Source organism: Azospirillum ramasamyi (assembly GCF_003233655.1).
Taxonomy (GTDB): Bacteria; Pseudomonadota; Alphaproteobacteria; order Azospirillales; family Azospirillaceae; genus Azospirillum; species Azospirillum ramasamyi.
Genome location: NZ_CP029830.1, coordinates 471,498 through 492,689, shown reverse-complemented (window position 1 = coordinate 492,689; position 21,192 = coordinate 471,498). Strand labels below are relative to the sequence as shown.

12 protein-coding genes and 1 pseudogene are annotated in these 21,192 nt (G+C 61.7%); 5 read left to right on the top strand and 8 right to left on the bottom strand.

The features are described 5' to 3' along the window. Positions 1–584 precede the first annotated feature (584 nt). Together DM194_RS14735 and DM194_RS14730 are read left to right on the top strand one after the other, a co-directional pair. Positions 585–2,087: a replication initiation protein gene (locus DM194_RS14735; protein WP_162630051.1), complete on the top strand. Its 1,503-nt coding sequence runs from the start codon at positions 585–587 to the stop codon at positions 2,085–2,087. Positions 2,088–2,364: 277 nt separating this feature from the next. Beyond that, the gene (locus DM194_RS14730; protein ID WP_111068325.1) at positions 2,365–2,976 is read left to right on the top strand and encodes a hypothetical protein; all 612 of its coding nucleotides are present in this window, start codon (positions 2,365–2,367) and stop codon (positions 2,974–2,976) included. Between the two features lie 93 nt (positions 2,977–3,069). Here DM194_RS14730 and DM194_RS14725 read toward each other — a convergent pair whose 3' ends face one another. Next, the gene (locus tag DM194_RS14725) at positions 3,070–3,783 is read right to left on the bottom strand and encodes a hypothetical protein (RefSeq protein ID WP_111068324.1); all 714 of its coding nucleotides are present in this window, start codon (positions 3,781–3,783) and stop codon (positions 3,070–3,072) included. 140 nt (positions 3,784–3,923) lie between these two features. Between DM194_RS14725 and DM194_RS28135 the strand changes: the two genes are divergently transcribed. After that, entirely contained in the window at positions 3,924–4,166 is a 243-nt protein-coding gene (locus tag DM194_RS28135; protein ID WP_162630050.1) for a hypothetical protein, read from the top strand. 108 nt (positions 4,167–4,274) lie between these two features. On the opposite strand, the gene DM194_RS14720 is transcribed toward DM194_RS28135, so the two are convergent. The 7 genes and pseudogenes from DM194_RS14720 to DM194_RS14690 all read right to left on the bottom strand — a co-directional run bounded on the left by DM194_RS14720 (position 4,275) and on the right by DM194_RS14690 (position 15,879). Then, positions 4,275–5,282, bottom strand: coding sequence for a PD-(D/E)XK nuclease family protein (locus DM194_RS14720; protein ID WP_111068323.1), 1,008 nt, complete (start codon positions 5,280–5,282; stop codon positions 4,275–4,277). Positions 5,283–5,306: 24 nt separating this feature from the next. Next, positions 5,307–6,236: a hypothetical protein gene (locus DM194_RS14715; protein WP_111068322.1), complete on the bottom strand. Its 930-nt coding sequence runs from the start codon at positions 6,234–6,236 to the stop codon at positions 5,307–5,309. Next, complete coding sequence (locus DM194_RS14710; RefSeq protein WP_111068321.1) at positions 6,236–7,255, bottom strand: hypothetical protein; 1,020 nt, start codon at positions 7,253–7,255, stop codon at positions 6,236–6,238. The genes DM194_RS14715 and DM194_RS14710 overlap by 1 nt, the downstream gene beginning before the upstream one ends. A 58-nt stretch (positions 7,256–7,313) precedes the next feature. Continuing rightward, a complete protein-coding gene (locus DM194_RS14705; RefSeq protein WP_111068320.1) occupies positions 7,314–8,861 on the bottom strand; it encodes a hypothetical protein in 1,548 nt (515 codons plus the stop codon). Between the two features lie 267 nt (positions 8,862–9,128). Further along, entirely contained in the window at positions 9,129–10,094 is a 966-nt protein-coding gene (locus DM194_RS14700) for a helix-turn-helix transcriptional regulator (protein WP_111068319.1), read from the bottom strand. Between the two features lie 550 nt (positions 10,095–10,644). Then, positions 10,645–11,012: pseudogene (locus DM194_RS14695) on the bottom strand (VOC family protein). Between the two features lie 76 nt (positions 11,013–11,088). Further along, entirely contained in the window at positions 11,089–15,879 is a 4,791-nt protein-coding gene (locus tag DM194_RS14690) for a DUF3320 domain-containing protein (RefSeq protein ID WP_111068318.1), read from the bottom strand. Positions 15,880–16,093: 214 nt separating this feature from the next. Here DM194_RS14690 and recD2 point away from each other — a divergent pair, with 214 nt between their 5' ends. Further along, the gene (gene recD2, locus DM194_RS14685; RefSeq protein WP_111068317.1) at positions 16,094–18,277 is read left to right on the top strand and encodes an SF1B family DNA helicase RecD2; all 2,184 of its coding nucleotides are present in this window, start codon (positions 16,094–16,096) and stop codon (positions 18,275–18,277) included. A gap of 159 nt (positions 18,278–18,436) precedes the next feature. Then, positions 18,437–20,140 carry an ATP-binding protein gene (locus DM194_RS14680; RefSeq protein ID WP_111068316.1) on the top strand — a complete coding sequence of 568 codons (1,704 nt, stop codon included), beginning with the start codon at positions 18,437–18,439 and terminating at the stop codon, positions 20,138–20,140. The last annotated feature ends 1,052 nt before the right edge of the window (positions 20,141–21,192 follow it).

Genomic DNA, 21,192 nt, shown 5'->3' with positions numbered 1-21,192 from the left:
GGCTTTGCCGGGGCAATGGTGCTCAGGCGGCCTCCACCACAGGTAGGCCCGATGTCTCGCCGAGGCGAACGACGCACGGGCTGCCGCCTGGGTAGGCGGTAGCCGATGGCCCGGCGGCCGGATCCCCGATCCAGCCGCAGGCCACTCGCAGCCAACCCCGTCAACAAATTTTCCTCGTCTCCGCAAACGGCTTCACGCAGGACCGCTTCCGCCCGGCGGCGCGCGGCGGCAGATGCTCTGCTGCTCTCCTCTCCGGCGTCGGCGTCATGGGCCGAGCGGTTCACCGAACGCTACGAGATTCACCGCGAGCTCAACGCCTCCGAACGTATGGCCCGGCGGGGCCAGGCAAGCCGCGGCGACGGCGGGATCGAGCAGGCGGACTCAGCGGCGGTCGAGGACCGGCGGCAGTTCGTTGAGCGCGCCCGGGACACCACGGCGCGCGTCGACGCCCGCCCCGGATCGGCTTCCGCTGGTTCGGCGGCTATATCAGCGGCAAGCCCGGCCGAGGTGACCGGGGGTACTGGCGGTCGGCATTTATCCATCAGGGTCTGGTCAGCACAGAGCACCCGATCCTGCGGTTGTTCGTGACCAAACTGCACAAGGCCCGGCGCCTGCTGACGGGCAACGACAAGGGCGCGGTGACGGCGGGCGGGCCGAAGGTGTTGGCGCTGGACGATGCTTATGTGCATGCCAACGCGGACATGCGTGGCGTGCTCCGGGTCGAACTCGATCGCGATTTCGCATCCTGGGACCAACTTCGCCAAGCCATCCTGACCTGCGGCGTGCCGACGCCGAACATCGTGGTGGCCCACATCCATGAGGTCACCGGTGCCGTCCAAGCGCCGCACCTAATCTGGTTGCTCGAGAACAGCGTCTGCTTCACCGGCCGCGGACGGGCCGGGCCGCAGGCGGCATTCCGGTCGGCCTTGCAGCGGTTGACCGTGGCGTTGGCGACCGCCGGTGCCGATCAGGGTGGACGGTCCAACGCCCTGAAGATGAAGAATCCGCTGTCACCAAGATGGAGCCGGGCGATTTGGGCCGAGGAGCCCTATCAGTCGCTGGCTGCCGTCTGCGCCGGGCTGCCGGAAGCCCGAGGCGGGACGGTTGCCGAGGTGGCCGGGAAGGATGATGCGGCGGAGGCCGAGGGATCGAACAGCTTGTTCCAGCGGCTTCGGGCCTTCGCCTTCGCCAACGTCGGCCGCCACCATCCCGACGGAGAGGGGGCGGGCAGCCGCGGCGAGTTCGAGCAGGAAGTCGTGACCCATGGCTACGAGATTGCGGACGCATGCGGCGTCTCGGAGAAGCAGGCCAGGGCGACCGCGATGAAGGTCGCTCGGTATGCCTGGGAACATTTCAATGGGGAAAGGTGGAAGATGAAGCAGAATTGGGGCGTCTGCGCCGCGCAGACCAAGGGATTGACCGTGGCCGAAGCAAAGGCGGTCGGTGGACGGTACGTGGCGGCGCGGCGGCGCGAGGCGTCGGTGGAGAAGCTGGTGGCAGCGTACCGTCGCCTGGCGGCGGTGAGCACGGAACCTTCGCGTGCGGCCGTGGCCGGGGAGGCGGGCTTGTGCGTGCGGACGGCCGAACGCCGGTGGGACGAGGTCGTGCAGGCGGTCGCTCTGGCTGACGCGGAGCCTGCTGTCGAGGTCTCGACACTCGCTCCTTTAGATAAAAAGGTCATCCCAGCGGCAGGCCCAGAAAATGCCGCAGGCGAGCGGCCGGGAGCAGCCGACGACGCTGAGCAGATGGCGATCGCGCCGATCCAGCTGGTGATCGGAACGTGCGAACCGGATCTCCCGCTCCCGGCGGGCGGCGGTCGGGGTGCCGGAGCCAAACATGTGGACGGCAAGGGACGGCTCCAGCAGGGTCGTCATCCGGACGCATGGTTTGCCGAGGGGCAAAATGGCCCAGGGACGCGAGCCCGGCTTGCACATGTCGGCGAAGGCTGTGCCTCCGAGCCAGTCACAGCATCTTCGGGGGACCGTAGCGGCGGTCGGCCTGGGATCGTTGTCCGGAGCGTGCGGCGACGGACGATGACGCCTCACGTGTCGCCGACCGTCGTCGTCAGGACGACCGGGCGGCCATAGCGCCAGCGCCCGGATGGCCGACAAGTCGAGCTTCGGCTGAACCTGCTGGCAGCCTCACCGGCATCGGTCGCGCCCAACGGCGCTCCCAACCGGCCTGAGTTCCACTTGTTGGGTGAACCAGTGGGTCGATGACGTTGCCGACTTCCGCTCAGGCTTGCCCCCTTGGCGGTTGAAGCAGGTTCCAGGTGCCCTGCCGCAATTTTTTCTGACAGAGAATATTGATTTTCCTCTGACAGAGATATATGTTGGGTTCAGGCATCAACGAGAGGGCAAGACCATGGCAGAGATCACCGAGCAGCAGTCCCGTCGTCGTGGACGCCCGAGGCTCGACCCGGCGAAGCGCAGCCAGTCCAAAACGGCCACCTTCTACCTGACGTCGGAGATGGAATCCGCCCTGGAGAGCCGGGTCGCGATGTACCCCCAGGGCCGCAGCGGCGCCCTCCGCCATGTCCTGAGCCAGGCGACGGCCCTGCTCGACATGGCCTTGCCGCGCCTGTCGCTCGATGAGTGGGAGTTCGTGCTGTTCCACCTTCAAGGACTGCTCCCCGTGAGCCTCACCGAGGTTTATGAGGATTTGTCGGCCACCAAGCGGGCCACAGACCTGTCCTCCCAGGATCAGGAGTTCTCGCCGTCTGTCGCGAGGCAGGCCCTGGTCGACGCCTTGCTCGAGGAAGGCGCCGTCAGCGGGCTGAATGACGTCGCCCGAACTCTCGAACGTGTGAGAAAGCTCAGCGACGCATCGATGATCGCGGTGGGTGACCTGGCCCTGCGGTACTGGGTCGCCAACAACCGCTGGGCCGCCGCCAGCTACCTCGGGCAGGAGGTAGGCGAGGAGCCGATGGCCAAGGACATCGTTCCGGCCGCAGCCATCAGCAAGCGTGGCGCGTGAAGTCCAGGAATGCCTGAGGCCGGGACGGCGAGCCCGGCCATCACGGCAGGCGAGGTTGGAGTTGCTCGTCCGAGCTCATGCCGGACGATCCATTCAAGCGGCGACACCGGTCATGGATGCGGCGACTTTCCCGGTGACGTCGAGCATCAGCTTGTGCACGCGACCTTGGAGGGGATGATGTTCGGGCAGGCCGACATGGGCCACCTGCGCTGCCAGCGCCTCGGCCCACTCGTCGGCGTTCGCCGGGCAGGTTCGGCCTGGTCCGGAGCGGTCGCCGGTGAAATGCAGGAACAGCAAGCGGGCAGGGTGCCCGTGCTCCATCAGGAAGTGCAGCACGGCGATGCGGTTGCAGAACTGGTAATGCCCGTTGAGCCAATCGCGCTCCGGCGCCACTCCCAGCGCTTCCTTGGTCCGGTTCAGGGTCCGCTCGATGAGTGGGCGTCCGCCCTGCGGGCTCGCCTTGCAGGAACTGCGCATCTCCTCGATGTTGGCTTTGGCCTCCACCAGCAGCCATTCACGGCGGCCTTCCACCGTCACCCGGCCAACGGCATCCCAGTTGGGTGGGTTGCCCCGCAGAGGCCAGACCCTCGCCCAAGCCGGACGGGCCGGGTCATCGTCGGGCAAGAAGTCCACGCCCCTCCATTCGCCGTCTAACCAGGTCCGGCTCCCGTCGAAGGGCGCGTCGAGCCACTCGACCTCGCTGCCTCCCGTAGCATCCAGGACGGCAGCATTCAGCAGGCTGCGGTGACGGCCCATGAAGCGCAGAAGGTGGCATTCGCTGCCGTATCCGTTTCCGATCTCCGCCATCAACCCCTCTCTGCCGAATGGCGCCACCCCGGCTTCGGCGCACGGACGGATGGCTCGTCGGTAACATTACGTTCCCCGGAGCTCCTGCACCTTATCATCCGTCCACTACGTGGAAGGCATTCTGTCGTCCGGTGGCTTCCATGCTGGCGGCCATCAGAACACCATGCATCTCGTCGAAAGCGGGAACCCCGTTCGGGAGCATCACCGTCGCAATGAACTCACGCATGGTTGCGATGGGGTTTTGCCAGCTGTACTCCTCGACGGCGACGTTTTGCGACCTGCTCAAGGACCTCAGGATCGGTGTGTCGACCCAGCAGGTCCAGGTCGTCTCCATTTACCTCGCGGCGTTCGAGGCGGTGTTGATGCTAATATTTTTCTACTAACTACTCAATATAATCTGTTGTATAAAAATGGACACTTGATAAATATATGTTGCATGTCTCAGATTATTAGAAGAGGCAACGGGCGGACCATGAGCGGCCCGGATTTAATCATCCGGTGGTGGCGTCCCGCCAATGGCGAAGCGTGGCATGGTTCTCGAACATCCAAGCGCGCAGTGTGGCAGCCGCACGGAGGCCGGTGAGGACCTTCTCGGCCTGCTGGGAGACAGACTGGCGGTTGTCAAGGCGAGGAGTATCGATTACCAGTCCAAGGCTTTTCTTGGCGGCCCTGATGTAGATGGAGGTGTTTCCGAGGGTGTCGGCAGCCTGACGACGGAGTGTCTTCTCGTGAGTGCCCCATCCAGCGATCATGATCTTCACGCTGGCGGAGGGCGCAGCTTTGTCCTGGCATTGGTGCGAGAACCGAAGCGCAGGAAGGAAGTCGTACGATGGAAGGGTCCTTCCAACATCGAAGTAGATGGTGTGTGAGCCTGATGGGCGACCATTCCCGGCATTTGGGCACGGCTTCACGATCAACTCCGGCGTATGGCGCCGTGCGAGTTCCCTATAGCCCTCGAAGAACCCAGTGACTTCAGGAACGGGATCGGGCTCGTAGGGCATCTGGAACCGGGAAATTGCGTCTAGGATTGTCGATCGGTCCCCATCAATCAGCCACTCGGCAACGGCTTCATAGCTGACCCGGGCATGGAAGGGTTCGGTTAGGCGTGATCGGCCGAGATATCCGGCCGGAGCGCAGAGCACGGCCAAAGCGGGCCGAGATACCATCGACATCGCCGCGGCCGACGTAGCGTAGCGCTCGGGCTGGTCCGGGGTGAAGCCACTGTCGATTTTGTTCTCAAGCAGGATACGTCCGCATTCACGTCCGGCGAACCACAGGTGTAGCAACAGGTCGATTGTTCCTGTAGCCCCGGCATGCTGAGCCTGCCTCTCAACGGTGATGGCATCGAACTGGAGCAGTTGCTTCATCTTGCCCGTTTGGAGCGCGACATTGCTAACAAAGGCATGAGCAAATGAAAGATCGGCTTGAAAACGACTGGCGAGAATGGCGTCGATGTCTTTCTCAAAAACCCGTGGCCTTGAATGGCAAATTGTTTTCATTGCCTTGTTCCTATAGTCGGATGCTCAGTAGGCCGTTGACCGTTCGCGTACAGAAGAGCCAACTAGCGTGATCTGCCCCTCACGACCGATCTTCGCAGGAGCATGCTTTCTCACTTTCTGGTCATCGAGTGCAACGGCTGCGAAGGCATCGGGGAAGACGGTGCCCAACGTCGATAGCGCCGCAATTAGGGCAGCGGCCCTGTCATCGCCGTCTAGCGCCTTCGGGCCGTACTCCAGCGCGCTCTCGATCAGCTTGCGCGGCCTATCGACCTGATCGCCGACCATGCCGCGGAGCAGGCAGCGCACCGCATTGTTCGCCGCCGCGTTCCGAGCTTGGCGCAGGAACTGGATCGTGGCACTCGGAAACGCCTCCAATGGTTCGGACCCGTCTGGTCCGCCCCCAAGATAGTCTCGCCAGCCGCTTTCACGATCCTTGTTCGGTAACCGTCCGCCGAGAACAGCGAAGGTGGCCATCCCGAACATGATCCATGACCATCTGGTACCGCCGTGGGGTTTCCCAATGTCGAGCGACGGCGTCATCTGGGCATAGATCTGGCGAGCCCCAGCGAAGCCGAATGGGGCGCGGGTCTTTTCGGTGCGGCGGCCGTGGCCGAAGGTATTTCGCGCGAAACCGGACGGAGAATCGATCGCGATCAGGGTGGGGGGAATGGCTTCCAGCTTTTCCCGCAGAAGCGGCTCCAGGTGATCTACGACCGGCATGGTTGCCTGCGCCAGACCGTCGATATCCCCGCGGGCGATGAAGGAGCGCGGGATCTGTAGATCAACCACAGGACACGCTCCGTGGCTCGCAGAACACCTGTAATTGGCGAGCGACACCGTTTCAAACATGACCTCGTGGGGGCCATCCGTAGATGGCCCCCACGTGATCCGGGCCATGTGCAGCCCCTTCTCGCGACCGTGAACGTCGATGCCGACGGACGTCGCCAAAGCCATCAGGCCGTTTCCATCGCAGGCGCCTCTTCCAGGCTGCTGCGGATAGCCTGGAAGGAGGTCATGGCGCTGTCGACGAGTTCACCGCTCTCGGTCAGCACCGGCGTGTCGATGAGTTTCTTGACCAGCTGCGCGAACTTGACCGCCTTGAACACCGTGTCGCGCTGAGTACTGTCATAGGTCGAGTAGTCGCTCCCGGCATTCGAGAGGACCGCTCGTAGATCATCATTGCTTCGCACCATGCGACTACGCAGGTTCGTAAGAAGTTCGGAAGCCGTCTTGGAGACGGCAATGATTGCCTTCAGCTTGGCAATGACGAGATCGACCTCTGTCACGTAGGTTTTGGCCTTTTCCATATTCGCTTTGGCTTCGTCTAGCTTCTTCGAAGCCTGCGCTCCAAATACGCTTCCGAGGACCAACAGGGCGGGACCTGCGACGAGAACGCCAAGCACCATCGTACCACCGGCGACGCCAAGTCCTCCGGCCGCCAGGGTGCCGCCGCCCAGCCAGGCCAGCGTCGCGTTCGTCGCGGCGACCCCGCCCAGGGTGCTGATCGCAGTGCCTGTTCCGGCCGACGCCAGCATCATCGTACCGCTGTACGCCCCGAACGCCGTGATTGCTCCGGCGCCAACCCCAGCCGCGGTGCTGGTGGCCAATTCCGCAGCAAAGGCGCAGGAGTGGCGTAGATCGCCGAGCGTAACCTCAGTGAAGTCACCGACCTTGAGTCGCTCGAATTCAGCCGAGTGGGCCAACTGGACATTCTTGATCTGGCCGAAGAGCTCCACGAAGTTTGCGATCTCCAGTTGGAGAGCCTGGATCTTCATCTCGCCGTAGCCGCGGAGCGCATTATTGCACTCGTCTCTTCGTCCGTTCAGGGACTCCTCTGCCTTGGCAGCGAGATCCTGGGCTGAGCGTCCAATGTCGTTGGCTTCACTGGTATCGATGGCTGCCTTTACGGCTTTCCCGGCACCGAAAAGGCCAAGGGCGCCCAGGGCGATAGGGACGAGGAGAGGCAGAGGCATGATGGTCCTTTCCGATCGAAAACGTTAATAGGCGGGCATAGCGCCCGGTCGCAGTGCCTCACAGGACGAGCGCGTCGTCCGTGGCCATGAAGTCGTTGAACTCTTGGATGTTCTTGAATTGCAGGGTATGCCCGATGCATTCGGCCAGTGCGTTAGCAGAGCGGGCGAAACCGTCGACGTCACCCAGCGCAGCCGCATCATCCATGGCAGAAAGGCAATCCGCGAAGGCGGCGCGGCCTTCGGTCAGGTATTCCTCGAACAACTGATTGAACTGAAGGCGGTACGCCTCCATGCTGGTCCGCGCCTCCTCGCAGAGCGCCTTCGTGTGGAGATACTGCTCGCGGGCCTGTTCCGCTTCCTTGAAGGCGGTGAGCGAGTTCTGGTACAGCAGCGAACTCAAGGTGTAGCCGACCATGCTGCCGATGACGCCGCCGACGATCGGGATCGGAATGGCGATCTGACCCACCACGGTTCCCAGGCCGGACGACAGCATGTTGCTGCCCTTCTGTCCGATGAGTTCCATGAACTCGGTTCCATCGATCTCACCGCTTGCATAGAGCTTTACGGCGGCGGTGAGTTCCAGACAGACCGAGACAGCCATGGCTGGCAGCGATGTCTTGGAAAGGGTGCGCGCGGTGGCGTTCGCCGACTGCTGCATTGCACCCTTCAAGGCGGACCCAGCGAAGGCCGTGCCATAGCCAACGGCGGCCGCCTTGCCGGTACTGACGGTGGTGTCAAGCAAGGCGGTCTTCAAATCCTTGTCGTCCTGACATACAGCAATGATGTTAGTGACGATTGAGACTGCACCTCCGACGACGGCACCGGCCTTTGCTCCTTGGACCCCTGCTTCGTGGCTGATGCCTATGATGTCCCGGACCGTCGCCGCCAAGGGGTCGGTACGGAGGTGGATTGCCTCCTCTCTGGTCATGCCGCTGTCGCGAATGTTGCCACGCAACTCTTTAAAGTTGTCAGCATCCTTGCGGAATTTCTCTGCAAGCTCAGTCTTTCCCAGCTTTTCGACAGTATCCGCCTGCGACCTGAGAGATTTTGCTTGCTGCGTGCAGAAATCCTTTGCGTCGTTGACCTGATCGGAGGGCAGATCCAACTTAACCCCTTGGTATCGCGAGAGATCGCGATCGCTACCGCTGCCATCCCCGCGAGCAATTTTCGTCAGCAGATCATCCGGCTTGGCGACGAACTTCATCTGCGATCCGGAGCCAGCAACTACCTTACCGCCATCTACTTCGACATGGTCATAGACACGATTGTTATGCCCAAATTCCTTTGGTCGGTCGTCAGTGCGCTCCAAGCGGACGGTGCTGCGGTCTATGATATTGCGAGCGTTCTTCTTGGAAACTGCGTGGATCTCCGCCGAGAAGCCCGCTTGCTGGGGAATGTTCCGTACTGGGTCGCTTACCTTGTGCTCGCTGATCTCTCTCAGGCCCTTTGCGAACTTCCTTCCGGTTTCGTTATCGATACCGGTGTAACCCTTGATGAACTCGGCGTTGGCGCTGCCGAACCGATCCACGATCTCAATCGTGCTGGCCGTCGCGGCGACGTCTGAAAGTTTGGAAGCCTGGGGTGCTGACTTCTTTTCGCGTTCCATGGCGTGCGTTCGAGTCCCGTCGAAAGGATGGCAGGGCAGGTGGAAGGTCAGCCACAAGGGTACGAGATGCACCCACTTGGCAAGTCACAGGAAAGCTATGTGTAACTCTGCGTGCATTCATGTAAATAGAAGAAACTTATATAGTCTCCTATCAATTTTTATCCAACGTGTTAAGAACAATAAAATCGAACTTTCGCTATTGTAAGACGAATTCCAAGATATTATCTTTCATGACCAGATATATTACTAAGTCAGGCTATGTTGTTATCATGAATGGGCCGCAGCATTGTTTTTATTTTCATCACAATCAATTATTTTAGCCATTCCGCCAAAGCTCGATGTCCAGGCGTTAAGTTCTTTCTCACTGGTTGTTGTGAGCGACAGGATTATGCTTCCGTCCTCTTGGTCCTCAATGGATTGGTCATCGCTCCACACTCGGTCACGCACATAATCGGCGGCTTCGGCATTCACATGGATCCTTGCTCGTCGGGGCTCATGCCAACCCAGCCCAAAGGCCCGAGCCTCTCTGTCGGCGGCATTGAAATTGAAATACTCCCCTGTAGGCGACATCTCCGCGATGCGATGAATCGAGAAGGTGGTTGGACGATCCCTGAGAACCGATCCGTCAGGCATTCGATATCCCTGCACATAAAGTGTCCCGCTCATGGCGACCAAGCGCCCGGGGGCATATCTGTAGACGCTCACCGTCTGACGGCCGCGAGCACGGTAGACGATGCGGCACACCTCCTTACGCTCGATGGCTTGACGCAAGGCGGTGATCACCGGGAAGTGAGGGGTGTAGTCAATGAACCCCTTGCTGCGAAAACCAATTGGTTGTCCGGCGGCCGGTGGTATTCCTTCGGCCAAGTGCACGGCAACTGCTGTGACGGTTTTGCTGATGCGGTCGACCACGCTCTCCGGCAGGAACTGGCTAGCTATGTCACGGCATGCGGCAAGGCAATGTAGCTCTTCGAATGAAAAGCCCAGCGATCGTTCTTCTTTCTTGGACCGGAGGCGATAGTAGCGCCGTCGGTTCTCCAAGCCGTTCTCAACATAGGCATCTCGTCCCAGACTGCCCTCAATGATGGCGATCAACCGGACGACGGTCTGGGCGGAGCATGAGAGGTCACGGGCAAGATCGCTCTGAAAGTGCTTCTTCCCGTCGAGAGTCAGGCGCTGATACAGCGCCAGCAACTTCTCACCGGGCAAGGCATCATGGTGCTTGCGAGGCATTTCAGGCTTGTATCCCCAAACCGAGTAGCGACGCGGGTTCCCGCTTGACCAATTTTTGGATCAAGATAGATTAACGTTCAACTAACGATAGATTGCTCAATTATCGACCGCCATAATTGGTGCGGTGAAATTAGCAACATTCCGTATTTCATATGCTTTCATTCACCGTTCGCGTCCAACACGACATGGTTCTGGATGAACTGCGACAGGCCGTAAATCGCAAAGCCGCTGATGGTAACCCACCCAACAAAGCGCACCATGTTGATCTCCATTCTCGTGTTGGCGTTGACGGATCGAGGAGTGATCCGCCGTCAGGAGCTACGATACGGAAGCGTCCCCCCAGATTCTGACGAGCGTTTCGCATTTTTAAACTGAGCAAAGCATGTGAAGGGAGCCCTCTGGAACGGGATGTAGCCGAATGCAGGCTTAATGCCTTCCAACTGTGGCTTGGCATGCTCATGCGGACGGCAATCCGAACAGATGCATAGCAACCCTACCGGCGGCGTAAAGGCTCACCTTGGATTTCGCACAGCTACTAAATGATTCTCTGTCACTCCTTGAAGACAAATTCCAGGCTGTAGTCGTCGGGATCGCGAACCCGCGCGGCGTAATAGCGCGGGTCGTAATGAGGCCAGCCTCCCGGCGGATGGCTCTCCTTCGCACCGGCAGCCAGCACCGCCGCATGAGCCGCATTTACCTCAGCTTCGAAATGGGCGACGAAGCCCACATGGACGGCGCTGCGCGCAGGATACCCTGCCGCAGCCAGAAGAAGGCCCGGCCTCCAGCGCCGAAGCCCTTCAGGTCGGGATGGCCTGGTGGGCCGTCCTTCCCGTCGTAGTCGTGCCGCACCCCGATGCCGAGGTAGGGCAGCACCGCCTCGTAGACGGCTACGGAGCGGTCCAGGCCGCCGACGGTCAAGGTTCCGTTTGTCCATGAACGAAGAGCATCACGACAAACATTCCAGCCTCGGTCGCCGAGAAATTGAAGGATAGCTTCAACGACTTGAGGTCAGCATATCCCCTTGCGAGACCAGCTTGCCGTCCTTGATTGCGGCTTCGATAGCGGCGCTCAGCACTTGCCGCAACTGGGCGCTAGTTGCCTTGAAGCCGAACAGCCGCGAGACCCCGGTCAGAACTTCCTCAAGGGTCGCCCCGAGATTTGCCGTCACGAACGAGACCGCTGCCGCCTTGATCTCCGCAGGCGGGAGCATCTCCGGCTTCCGCAGGCCGGTCGAGGCTACCTCGCTCCTATCCCGGACGGTCAGCGTAGCGTCTGGGCCGATGAGGAAGCCATTATCTTCAACAATCACACCCGCTTTGACGGCGGCTGCGATTCCACGGTCAACCGCAGCCTGGACGCGGCTTCCGGCACGGCCCAATCCCCACATAGTCCGCAAACGGGCCACCACCTCGGCTTCGTGTACTGGTCCCTCAATCTCGACCACCTGCCGCACGAGATCGGCCATCAATCCGATTGGCACCTCTTGCAGCTGCATGTTGGCCGGGATAGGGAAGGACGCCTCTCGGTAGGGCGAACTGGCCGACGCGGGTTCGGCGATTTGGAGCCCAACCTCAACAGCGTCCTCACGCTCAACCGTGACGATTTCCAGCGGCACGGCTCGGCTGAACCCCGTCGACTTCTCGTCGTTGGCGGCAAGCTCTGCTTTGGCCGCTTCGATGGCGGCGATGGTCTTCGCCAGCTGCTCCTGGGGCCGGTTGAACCAGTCCGTGCTCCAGATCCGGTGGATGGTCCAGCCGTGGTCCTCCAGAACCGCCTGCCGCAGCCGATCCCGATCGCGTGCCGAGCGGGAACTATGGTAGGCGGCGCCGTCGCACTCGATGCCGATGATGTACCGGCCCGGCCGCGCGAAGTCCGCGATGGCAAGATCGATGAAGAACCCGGCCAAGCCGACCTGCGGATGGACGTCGTACCCATGGGAAAGCAGAGCCGCGGCGACCTGCTCCTCGAAGATGCTGTCATGCTCCCGGTCAGTACGGGTGCCGAGGCTGAGCTTGCCCGTGCGGGCAAAGTGCAGGAAGAGCTTGAACGCGAGCACGCCCTTCCCCTTGCCGCGTTCCAGGTCGATATCCTCGTCCGTGATGGAGGCGAAGACCTCGCAGCGGCGCTTCGCGCGACTGATGAGGACGTTCAGGCGCCGCTCGCCGCCATCGCTGCTGAGTGGACCGAAGCGCATCGCCATATAGCCATTCGGATTTTTGCCATAGCCCACCGAGATCATGATGACGTCGCGCTCGTCGCCCTGCACGTTCTCGAGGTTCTTGGCAAAGAACGGCTCGGCAGAATGCGCGGTGAAAAAGCCTTCCACGTCCGGGTTCAGACGGCGCAGCCGCTCGAGTTCGTCGACGATCGCCCGACGCTGCTTGGTGGAGAAGGTGGCGACGCCAAGTGAGAGCTCCGGGTGCTCACGGGCGTGCCGGATGACCGCTTCGGCGACTGCCTTCGCCTCCTCGGCGTTGATGGCCGTGTTCCCGCTGTCGAACCTGCCATTCGGAAGGTAGTTGAACCGCAAACCCATCCCAGCTTGCGCTGTGTACGGACTCGGAACGATGAAGAGCCGGTTGTCGTAGAACTGGCTGTTCGAGACCGCGATGAGCGACTGGTGACGGCTGCGGTAGTGCCAGCGCAGCATGCGCTGAGGCAGACCCTTGGATACGCAGAGCCCGAGGACGCTCTCCACATCGGCGACACCGGCGGCGCCGTCCTCGTCCTCCTCGTCGTTTCCAGCAATGACCTTGTCGAAGAACCGCGTCGGGGGAAGCTGGCGATCGTCACCGACAATCACGGCTTGCTTGCAGCGCGCGATGGCCCCCAGGGCGTCGACCGGCTGAATCTGGCTGGCCTCGTCGATGACGAGCAGGTCGAACTCGACCGCGCCCGGCTCGAGGAACTGGGCCACGGAGAGCGGGCTCATCATGAAGACGGGCTTGATAGCCTGGATGGCCGCCCCGGCGCGCTTCATCAGCTGCCGGATCGGCATATGGTTCCGCTTCCGGGCCATCTCGCCCTTCAGCACCCCCAGCGGACCGGCGCCGCCATCCTGCCGCGGCATCCGGCCATGGTGGGCGGAGGCAACCTCCAGACGCGCTAGCTTCATGCGGTCCTGGTCGAGCCTGACGAACTCTTGCACCAGACGGTTATGCCCCTCGCCATCAAATCGGGCGATCTCGGGGTCGTCCTTGGCAATGGCCGAGAGGAGCGCATCGTAATAGGCCATCTCGAACTCAGGCACGACAGACTTCGAGTCGAGCTCTCCGTTCGCGAGCCGGTTCACGAAGGCGCCGAGGCCCAGGGAACTGGCTTGTTCTGCCTTGGCCGAGTAGGCAATCCACTTGGACAGATCCTCGGACCGCTCGATCCACAGGTCGAGCCGGGTCAACACGACCTCCAGGTTCAGGTCGGAGGTCGTGCCGGTGCCGAACGCGGCACGCAGGTCCAGCTTCAGATCAGCTATGAGGCGAACGAGGGCTTCCTCAAGACCGGGTCGAACGTCGTTTAGGCGCTGCGCGATCGTTCCGGCGCTCTCCCGGTCGCTGACAGTGGCGGCAAGACGGCGAATCTCAGCCGACATCCCGTCGTTACCGTTGCCACGAGCCCAGTCGATGACCCGCCGGAGCATCGACCAGTCGGATTTCTCCCGGCGCCAGCGAGAACCAAACGCCTCGCGTCCGAGCGCCTCATCCCTGGCAAGCTCCACCGCCGCCTTCTGAGCGGCAATGAGCTTGTCGAGCAGCTGGAGGCGCTCCTCGAGCGTCTTGGGTGGCTTGCCGGTGATGATGGAACGGAACAGGGCGTCCGCGCGCTTGTAGTCGCCCTTGAGCCACCGGAGCCAGCCCGCGCCGTAGGTGGCGATGTGTTGTCGGGCGAGCTTAACGTCTGTATCCCAGGCAGCCTCCGCCAGAACACCGGAGAGCTCCTGCCGGGTTTCGCCGTATACCTCACCGGCCTTGACGAGTTCGGCGACCTCGTCTGTCTGCGTTCCCCAGCATCTGGAAGACAGGGCCTCCGGCTCAAGGTCCGGGGCGGCGGCGACCCTGGAGCCCAGTCTTGCAAGGCGATCCGAACCGGCGAAAGACGGCTCGCCTCCGACACCTAACGTCTCCCTCAGGGCGCCATGGTCGTTCACAAAGCTGGCTAGCTGCCCGCGGAGCTCGGCGATGCGCGCCGCCAGTCGCTGGAGCTCGGTCGGCAAGATTGACGGCAACCCGACCCCACACCAGGGATGCGCCGACGGCGTTCCGATGTCGTCGATGCGTCCGGCGAGGTCTTTGAGCAGGAGTTCACGTTCGGCCTTGTCGTGTCGGGCCCAGAGTTCAGGCGCCTCAAGCGACGTCGCCGCAGGCTGCTGTCCCGCTTGCCGAAGCCGGACGAGATGCCCGATCATGTGGTAGGCGCTCAGGCCGGACGGGTCATGACGCTTGTGCAAGCGCGCGGCATGACCATTCAGGCCGTCCCGGTACTGGCCAAGCTGGCGGATTAGCGTGCTATCGGCCGCTCCGTTGGGCCTGCCAAGGTCCCAGGTGCGGCGAAGCTCCTCGAGGAACCCTCGTTTGTTCGCCTTGTTGCTGTGGAGCTCAAGGCAGATGTCCCCGACGCCACTCTGGTCGAGGCGGCGTTTCACCACCTCCAGAGCCGCCATCTTCTCGGCGACGAAGAGCACCCTCTTTCCGTCGACCACCGCCGACGCGATGATGTTTGCGATGGTCTGCGACTTGCCCGTTCCCGGAGGACCCTGGACAACCAGATGACCGCCTTGGCGGACCTCGTGGACGACGGCAGTCTGGGAACTGTCGGCATCGACGATGTGGACCAGCGCCTCCGGCTCGATGTGCGGGTCGACGGGGTCATCGTCACCGAAGAGCGCCTCACGTCCCGGGAACCCGTCGCCCAGCAACCCGGCGATCAGAGGATGCTTGTCCAGGGCGGCCCCCTGTGGCCAGTTGGCCGGGTCCAGGTCGCGGTACATCAGGAACTTGGCGAAAGAGAAGAAGCCAAGGACAATGTCGTTCCCGAGCACCTCCCACCGGGGCTGACCGGAAACCACTTTCTCGACGCGGGAGAAATACTCATCAGGATCGAAGGTGTCCTGATCACCTTCGAGGAACGTGGGCAATTCGAGACCGAACTTGCCTTTCAGCAGCGCGCCCAGGGACAGGTTCGGCGACGGATCCTCCTGTAGCCACCGGAGGCGGAACCGCTCAGCCGCCGTTCCGCGCTCAAGCGAAACCGGTACCAGGATGAGCGGGGCGAACCGCTCGGTGTCGGAGTTGGCGTCCTCGAACCATTTCAGCATGCCGATGGCAAGGAAGAGGATGTTGACGCCTTGCTCCTCCTGGAGGGTCTTGGCATCGAGTTGCAGGGTTAGAAGGCGTTTCTGAAGCCCCTCAGAGGTCAGTCGGGTCTGGAGCTTCGTGTCGCTATGGCGTTGGGCAACCCCTCGCTCATCGACGCCGTCGTCTTCGGGCTGGGCGAGTTCTGCGATTTCGTGCTCATCGGCGTCAGCCCCCTCAGGCGCCTGCCCAGCATCACTGGACGCCCTTCGCCCAGGAGCAAAGGTAAACGCTTTTCCTTCGGATACGAGAAGACGGTAGACCTCGGCGCTCAACTCGTCGATGACTTCCACCGTTCTGGTCGTCTTCGATCGACGGGGAACGTGGATCAACCGGTTGCGCGTTGACAGGTCAAGCAACGCGGTCCGGCCGCGATCCAACTTCTCTGTAAGCGAAGTTGGCGCCTCATGCGAAGGAAGTTCGATAGCCTCGGACATTGACTCGTCTTCTCGTAACTCTGAACGGTGCTTCCCGCACGTAGGTCGGAAAGACAGCGTGTTAGTTGCAACCTAAAGCCACTACAACAAACCCAATCGGGTTATGTCAATTAAAGGAAAATTGCGGTAGTCGACGCTGCCGCGATGCCTATGCACTCATCGGATGCATTGCCAAGTGCTGGCCTGCTGACGCCGGATCCAGCACAATCCCGGCATGAGCGGGCAAGCCATCGCGTCATCGACGGAGTCCCTGGCCGGGCTGGTGGAGCGCGTGACCTTCCACAGCGCCGAGACGGGCTTTTGCGTGCTCCGGGTGAAGGTCCGCGGACATCGGGACTTGGTTGTCGTCGTCGGCCATGCGGCGATGATCTCGGCCGGGGAATGGATCCAGGCGAGCGGCAGCTGGGTCAACGATCGGACCCACGGCCTCCAGTTCAAGGCCACCTTCCTGAAGGCGACGCAGCCGACGACGCTGGAGGGCATCGAGAAGTACCTGGGCTCCGGCATGATCAAAGGCATCGGCCCGGTCTACGCCAAGAAGCTGGTGAAGGCGTTCGGCGAGGCCGTGTTCGACGTCATCGAGGCCGAACCCGGTCGCCTGCGTGAGGTCACTGGCATCGGGCCCAGGCGGGCCGACCGCATCGTCAAGGGATGGGCCGACCAGCGGGCGATCAGGGAGATCATGCTGTTCCTGCACGCCAACGGCGTCGGGACATCCAGGGCCGTCCGCATCTACAAGACCTACGGGCAGGAGGCGATCCAACTCATCACCGAGAACCCATACCGGCTGGCCCGGGACATCCGCGGCATCGGCTTCAAGACGGCCGACCAGATCGCGGCCAAGCTGGGCATCGAGAAGACGGCCATGGTCCGCGTCCGGGCGGGCATCGGCTACGCGCTGGCCGAGGCGATGGACGAGGGGCATTGCGGCCTGCCTGTGGAGGACCTGGAGAAGCTGGCCAGCGAACTCCTGGAGGTCGGCACCGATCTGGTGGCCGAGGCGCTGGCGGACGAGCTTCGCGACGGTGCAGTCATAGCCGACCAGCTGGAGGGCAGAAACTGCGTCTTCCTGACCGGGTTGTACCGGGCCGAGCAGGCCATCGCCGCCCGGCTGCGCGGTCTTGCGGGCGGGACGCTGCCCTGGCCCGCCATCGACATGGAGAAGGCGCTGGAGTGGGTGGAAGGACGGACGGGGCTGACGCTGGCGCCGAGCCAGCGGGAGGCTGTCCGGCTTGCCCTGGCATCCAAGGTCATGGTCATCACCGGCGGACCCGGCGTCGGCAAGACGACCCTGGTCAACTCCATCCTGAAGATCTTGGCTGCCAAGCACATCCGCATCCTGCTGTGCGCCCCGACCGGCCGGGCGGCCAAGCGGCTCTCGGAGAGTACCGGGATGGAGGCCAGGACCATCCACCGGATGCTCGCCTTCGATCCGGCTGCCGGAGGATTCAAGCACGGCGAGGAGAACCGGCTGGAATGCGACCTGCTCGTCGTCGACGAGACGTCCATGGTGGACGTGCCATTGATGAATGCGCTGCTAAAGGCGATCCCCGACAGGTCGGCTCTGATCCTGGTCGGCGATGTCGACCAGTTGCCCTCTGTGGGGCCGGGGCAGGTGCTGGCCGACGTGATTGCATCCGGCGCCGTGCCCGTGGTGCGCCTGACCGAGGTCTTCCGACAGGCGGCGGCCAGCCGCATCATCGTCAACGCGCACCGTATCAACCAGGGGCAGATGCCAGACCTGACACCCATAGAAGGTTCGGACTTCTACTTCGTCGAGGCGGCGGAACCCGAGGACGGTGTTCGCAAGCTCATCGAGGTCGTCAGGAACAGGATCCCGAAGCGCTTCGGCCTAGACCCCGTGCGCGACGTCCAGGTGCTCTGTCCGATGAACCGCGGGGGCCTCGGCGCCCGGTCGCTGAACGTGGAACTCCAGGCGGTCCTGAACCCGCCGGGCGATGTCCGGGTCGAGCGCTTTGGCTGGACCTACTGCGTTGGCGACAAGGTCATGCAGACCGAGAATGACTACGAGAAGGAGGTCTACAACGGCGACCTGGGCGTCATCACCGCGATGGATCCGGAGAACAGCGAACTGCTGATCGACTTCGACGGCCGTGAGGTTGCTTACGACTTCGGCGAACTGGATAGGGTATCGCTGGCCTACGCGACGACGATTCACAAGAGCCAGGGCTCGGAATACCCGGCTGTCGTCATCCCGCTGGCGATGCAACATTGGACGATGCTCAGGCGCAATCTCGTTTACACCGGCGTCACCCGCGGGAAGAGGTTGGTCGTCGTCGTGGGCCAGCGGAAGGCGCTCGGGATGGCGGTGCGGGCACGGCAGGAGGGGCGCCGGTGGTCGAAGCTGAAGGAGTGGTTGGGAGCCTCACCAGACTGACGCAACCGCTGCCAAACCAAATCTTGTTAACGCTACGGGCTCGGCATGTTTTCCAGAAAGCATATACGCTCGCTTGCTATAAACAATTTTTAGGACAAACTGTGCAGAATCATGTATCTCCGATAGTAGGCTTATGAAAGAGTCTACAGGAGCGTGTTCATGAAGCTCAAGGCTGTCCTACTGGAGAACTTCCGGGGCTATCGACATCCCATTCGTATTCCAATCTCCAACCTGACGTCCCTGATCGGCAAGAACGACGCTGGAAAGTCGACGATCCTCGAAGGGCTCGACATCTTTTTCGATGGCACCACCAAGATCGAACCTGGTGATGCATCGGTAAATGGAAACGCCGCGGATGTCCGCATCGGGTGCGTCTTCACTGACCTTCCGACTACCATCGACTTAGACCGAGGCGCCCAGACCACATTGGCGGGTGAGTATCTTCTGAATTGCGATGGGGACCTTGAAATCCACAAGGTTTGGGACCTTTCGGGAGCGAAGGCTAAAGCGCCTGCGGTGTTCGCCCGAGCGAACCATCCGACTAAAGAAGCAGCGAGCGGTCTTCTCGGAAAGAAGCAAAAGGATCTTCAGAGGCTCATTAAAGAGCATGAGCTCGGGGAGCAGTGCGATCAGACATCAAATCCGTCTATGCGTGCAGCGATCTACTCAGCCATTGAGCAGCAGCAGGGGCTATCTCTCGCTGAGTATGATGTGCCACTATTGGGAGGAGACGAGACAAAGGCGGTCTGGGCGGCATTGGACCGCTACATGCCAATTTTCGCGCTGTTCAAGTCTGATCGCGAGAGCAGCGACCAGGATAAGGAAGTTCAGGATCCGATGGCACTTGCCGTCAAGCGGTCGCTTGCGGCCTTGGAGGCGGACCTCGCCGCGATAGCTGCGAAGGTCGAAGAGGAGGCGTGTGCTGTCGCCAACAAGACGTTGGAGCAACTTCGCGCTAGTTACCCTGATCTCGCTGCGACTCTTACGCCCAAGTTCCGTAAGCCAAATTGGAGCACGATTTTTAAGCTGGACCTAGCGTCCAATGACGACATTCCCCTAAATAAACGCGGTTCAGGTGTGCGGCGCCTTGTACTGTTGTCGTTCTTCCAGGCAGAGGCCGCGCGAAAGCGATTGGAGCGGGTCCAAACTGGGCAGTTTACTGCTCCAGTCATCTACGGTGTCGAGGAGCCCGAAACGTCTCAGCACCCGGAGAACCAAGTACGCATAATCGAAGCCCTTCAGGCCCTTTCCGATGCAGGGGAACAAGTTATTCTAACTACTCACGTACCTGGGCTTGCTGGACTGGTTCCGGTCGAATCACTGAGGTTTGTTGATAGGTGTCCCGCAATTGATGCGCCGAGGGTGCGTAATGGAACCGACGACATCTACGCAGAAATTGCCAGCGCGTTGGGCGTTTTCCCGACGGCAGTTGCCCAGGCAGCTAACGCGCCTGACTTCCCGCGCGTTGCCGTATGCGTTGAAGGCTACACGGACGAGACAGCACTCAGATCGCTGGGCAGGATTTTAGAGCAGGCAGGTGTTATCCACTTCTCCGTCGATACTAGAGCGATCTTCTGGGTTTCCGCGGGCGGGAGCAGTCTGCACGCCTGGGTGGAACGCCGCTATTTGGATAGCCTCGGCATCCCGCAGTTCTATCTGTGCGACTCCGACCGAACTACCCGTGGCGCTGACATGAAAGCTGACACCGCGCGATTGGTCGAGATGTTGACCGGCAGACCGAACTGCCAAGTTTGGGTTACACGCAAGCGCGAGATTGAGAACTATCTGCACCCTGCTGCGCTGCTGCGCTGCTGCGCGCCACCGGCGACGTGGTCGATTTGGCCTCTGGAACTCACGATTTAGATTACTGTGATATTCAAGAGGTGGTGGATGTCGAGGTTCTCCAGCGAGCGCGCGTGGGCGGATGTGCCTTCTACCCTGTTGACCACCGGGGAACACCGCTCCCTCTCCGACGGGCCAAGGCAAAGGAAATCGTCAATGCCTTCGTTATGCCGTTCATGACAAGTGCCGAAGTTCTCGAAAGATGTCGATATACCTGTGAGCTTGGATTTGAGCATTTTGAAGTTGTTGAATGGTTTGAGGCCATCGGTGCCCACCTTAGGCGGGATCAGGTAATAGACGAGAAGGAGCTCGTGACAGCGGGCGCCTGATCGCTTCGTCTGCTTCTGCTCGCGAAACGTCGATGAGCATCTGGTTCATGCGGCAGGGCGAAGCGAAGACCCTGGCTATCCTGGAGGTCCGGCAGCCGGTCGCGGACAAGGTTGCCGACCCAGGATAGCTTCCGGATCCTGTGAAGGTGCCGGGCATCTTCCAGGTGGTCGGCGTCACGTGGCAGGCGGCTGACCGAAGTCCAGCCTGTCGCGGCTCCTTGCACGACGATCGGTCGCTGCCATCGGGGCCGGGTGGGCGATCCGCTCCGCTATGGGCGGCAGCGACTTTTTGAGAGTCTGCGTTTTAACGTCGAGTCCGCAGGCGGGTGTTTCTCGCGGGCGGGCCAAAACTCGCTCGATCAGCGCACCCTCCCAGGGCGAGGAACAGGTTCGCTTGCGTGCTTACCCGCTCTAGGAACTCGTTGGGCGGCTGGAGGGCCACTTGAAGCAGGCGTGCCGGGACGCCACCGCGGAGGCCCGCACCGCCGAGATCGCCATCGAGCCTAAGATGGGTGCCGGGTTCGGCAATCTCAGCAATGCCGCGCTCGCATTTCAGGAGGAGAACCGAGGCATCAGAGAAGATGAGATCGCCGATGCCCAGGGTCGGGATGAAGGCGGTGGAAGTCCCAGCCCTCACCACCACCGCCTCTTGATCGGGGCTCCACCAGCCTCGAAGGCGAAATGTCCCCGTGAGCGGTTCTGGGTCGTGGCAGCGGTCGCGGTCCAGGACTGTTTAATGGGAAC

Coding starts and splice junctions, on each gene's coding strand:
- DM194_RS14730 (WP_111068325.1), top strand. CDS start 2,365: ATGGCAGAGATCACCGAGCAGCAGTCCCGTCGTCGTGGACGCCCGAGG.
- DM194_RS14725 (WP_111068324.1), bottom strand. CDS start 3,783: ATGGCGGAGATCGGAAACGGATACGGCAGCGAATGCCACCTTCTGCGC.
- DM194_RS28135 (WP_162630050.1), top strand. CDS start 3,924: ATGCTGGCGGCCATCAGAACACCATGCATCTCGTCGAAAGCGGGAACC.
- DM194_RS14720 (WP_111068323.1), bottom strand. CDS start 5,282: ATGAAAACAATTTGCCATTCAAGGCCACGGGTTTTTGAGAAAGACATC.
- DM194_RS14715 (WP_111068322.1), bottom strand. CDS start 6,236: ATGGCTTTGGCGACGTCCGTCGGCATCGACGTTCACGGTCGCGAGAAG.
- DM194_RS14710 (WP_111068321.1), bottom strand. CDS start 7,255: ATGCCTCTGCCTCTCCTCGTCCCTATCGCCCTGGGCGCCCTTGGCCTT.
- DM194_RS14705 (WP_111068320.1), bottom strand. CDS start 8,861: ATGGAACGCGAAAAGAAGTCAGCACCCCAGGCTTCCAAACTTTCAGAC.
- DM194_RS14700 (WP_111068319.1), bottom strand. CDS start 10,094: ATGCCTCGCAAGCACCATGATGCCTTGCCCGGTGAGAAGTTGCTGGCG.
- DM194_RS14690 (WP_111068318.1), bottom strand. CDS start 15,879: ATGTCCGAGGCTATCGAACTTCCTTCGCATGAGGCGCCAACTTCGCTT.
- recD2 (WP_111068317.1), top strand. CDS start 16,094: ATGAGCGGGCAAGCCATCGCGTCATCGACGGAGTCCCTGGCCGGGCTG.
- DM194_RS14680 (WP_111068316.1), top strand. CDS start 18,437: ATGAAGCTCAAGGCTGTCCTACTGGAGAACTTCCGGGGCTATCGACAT.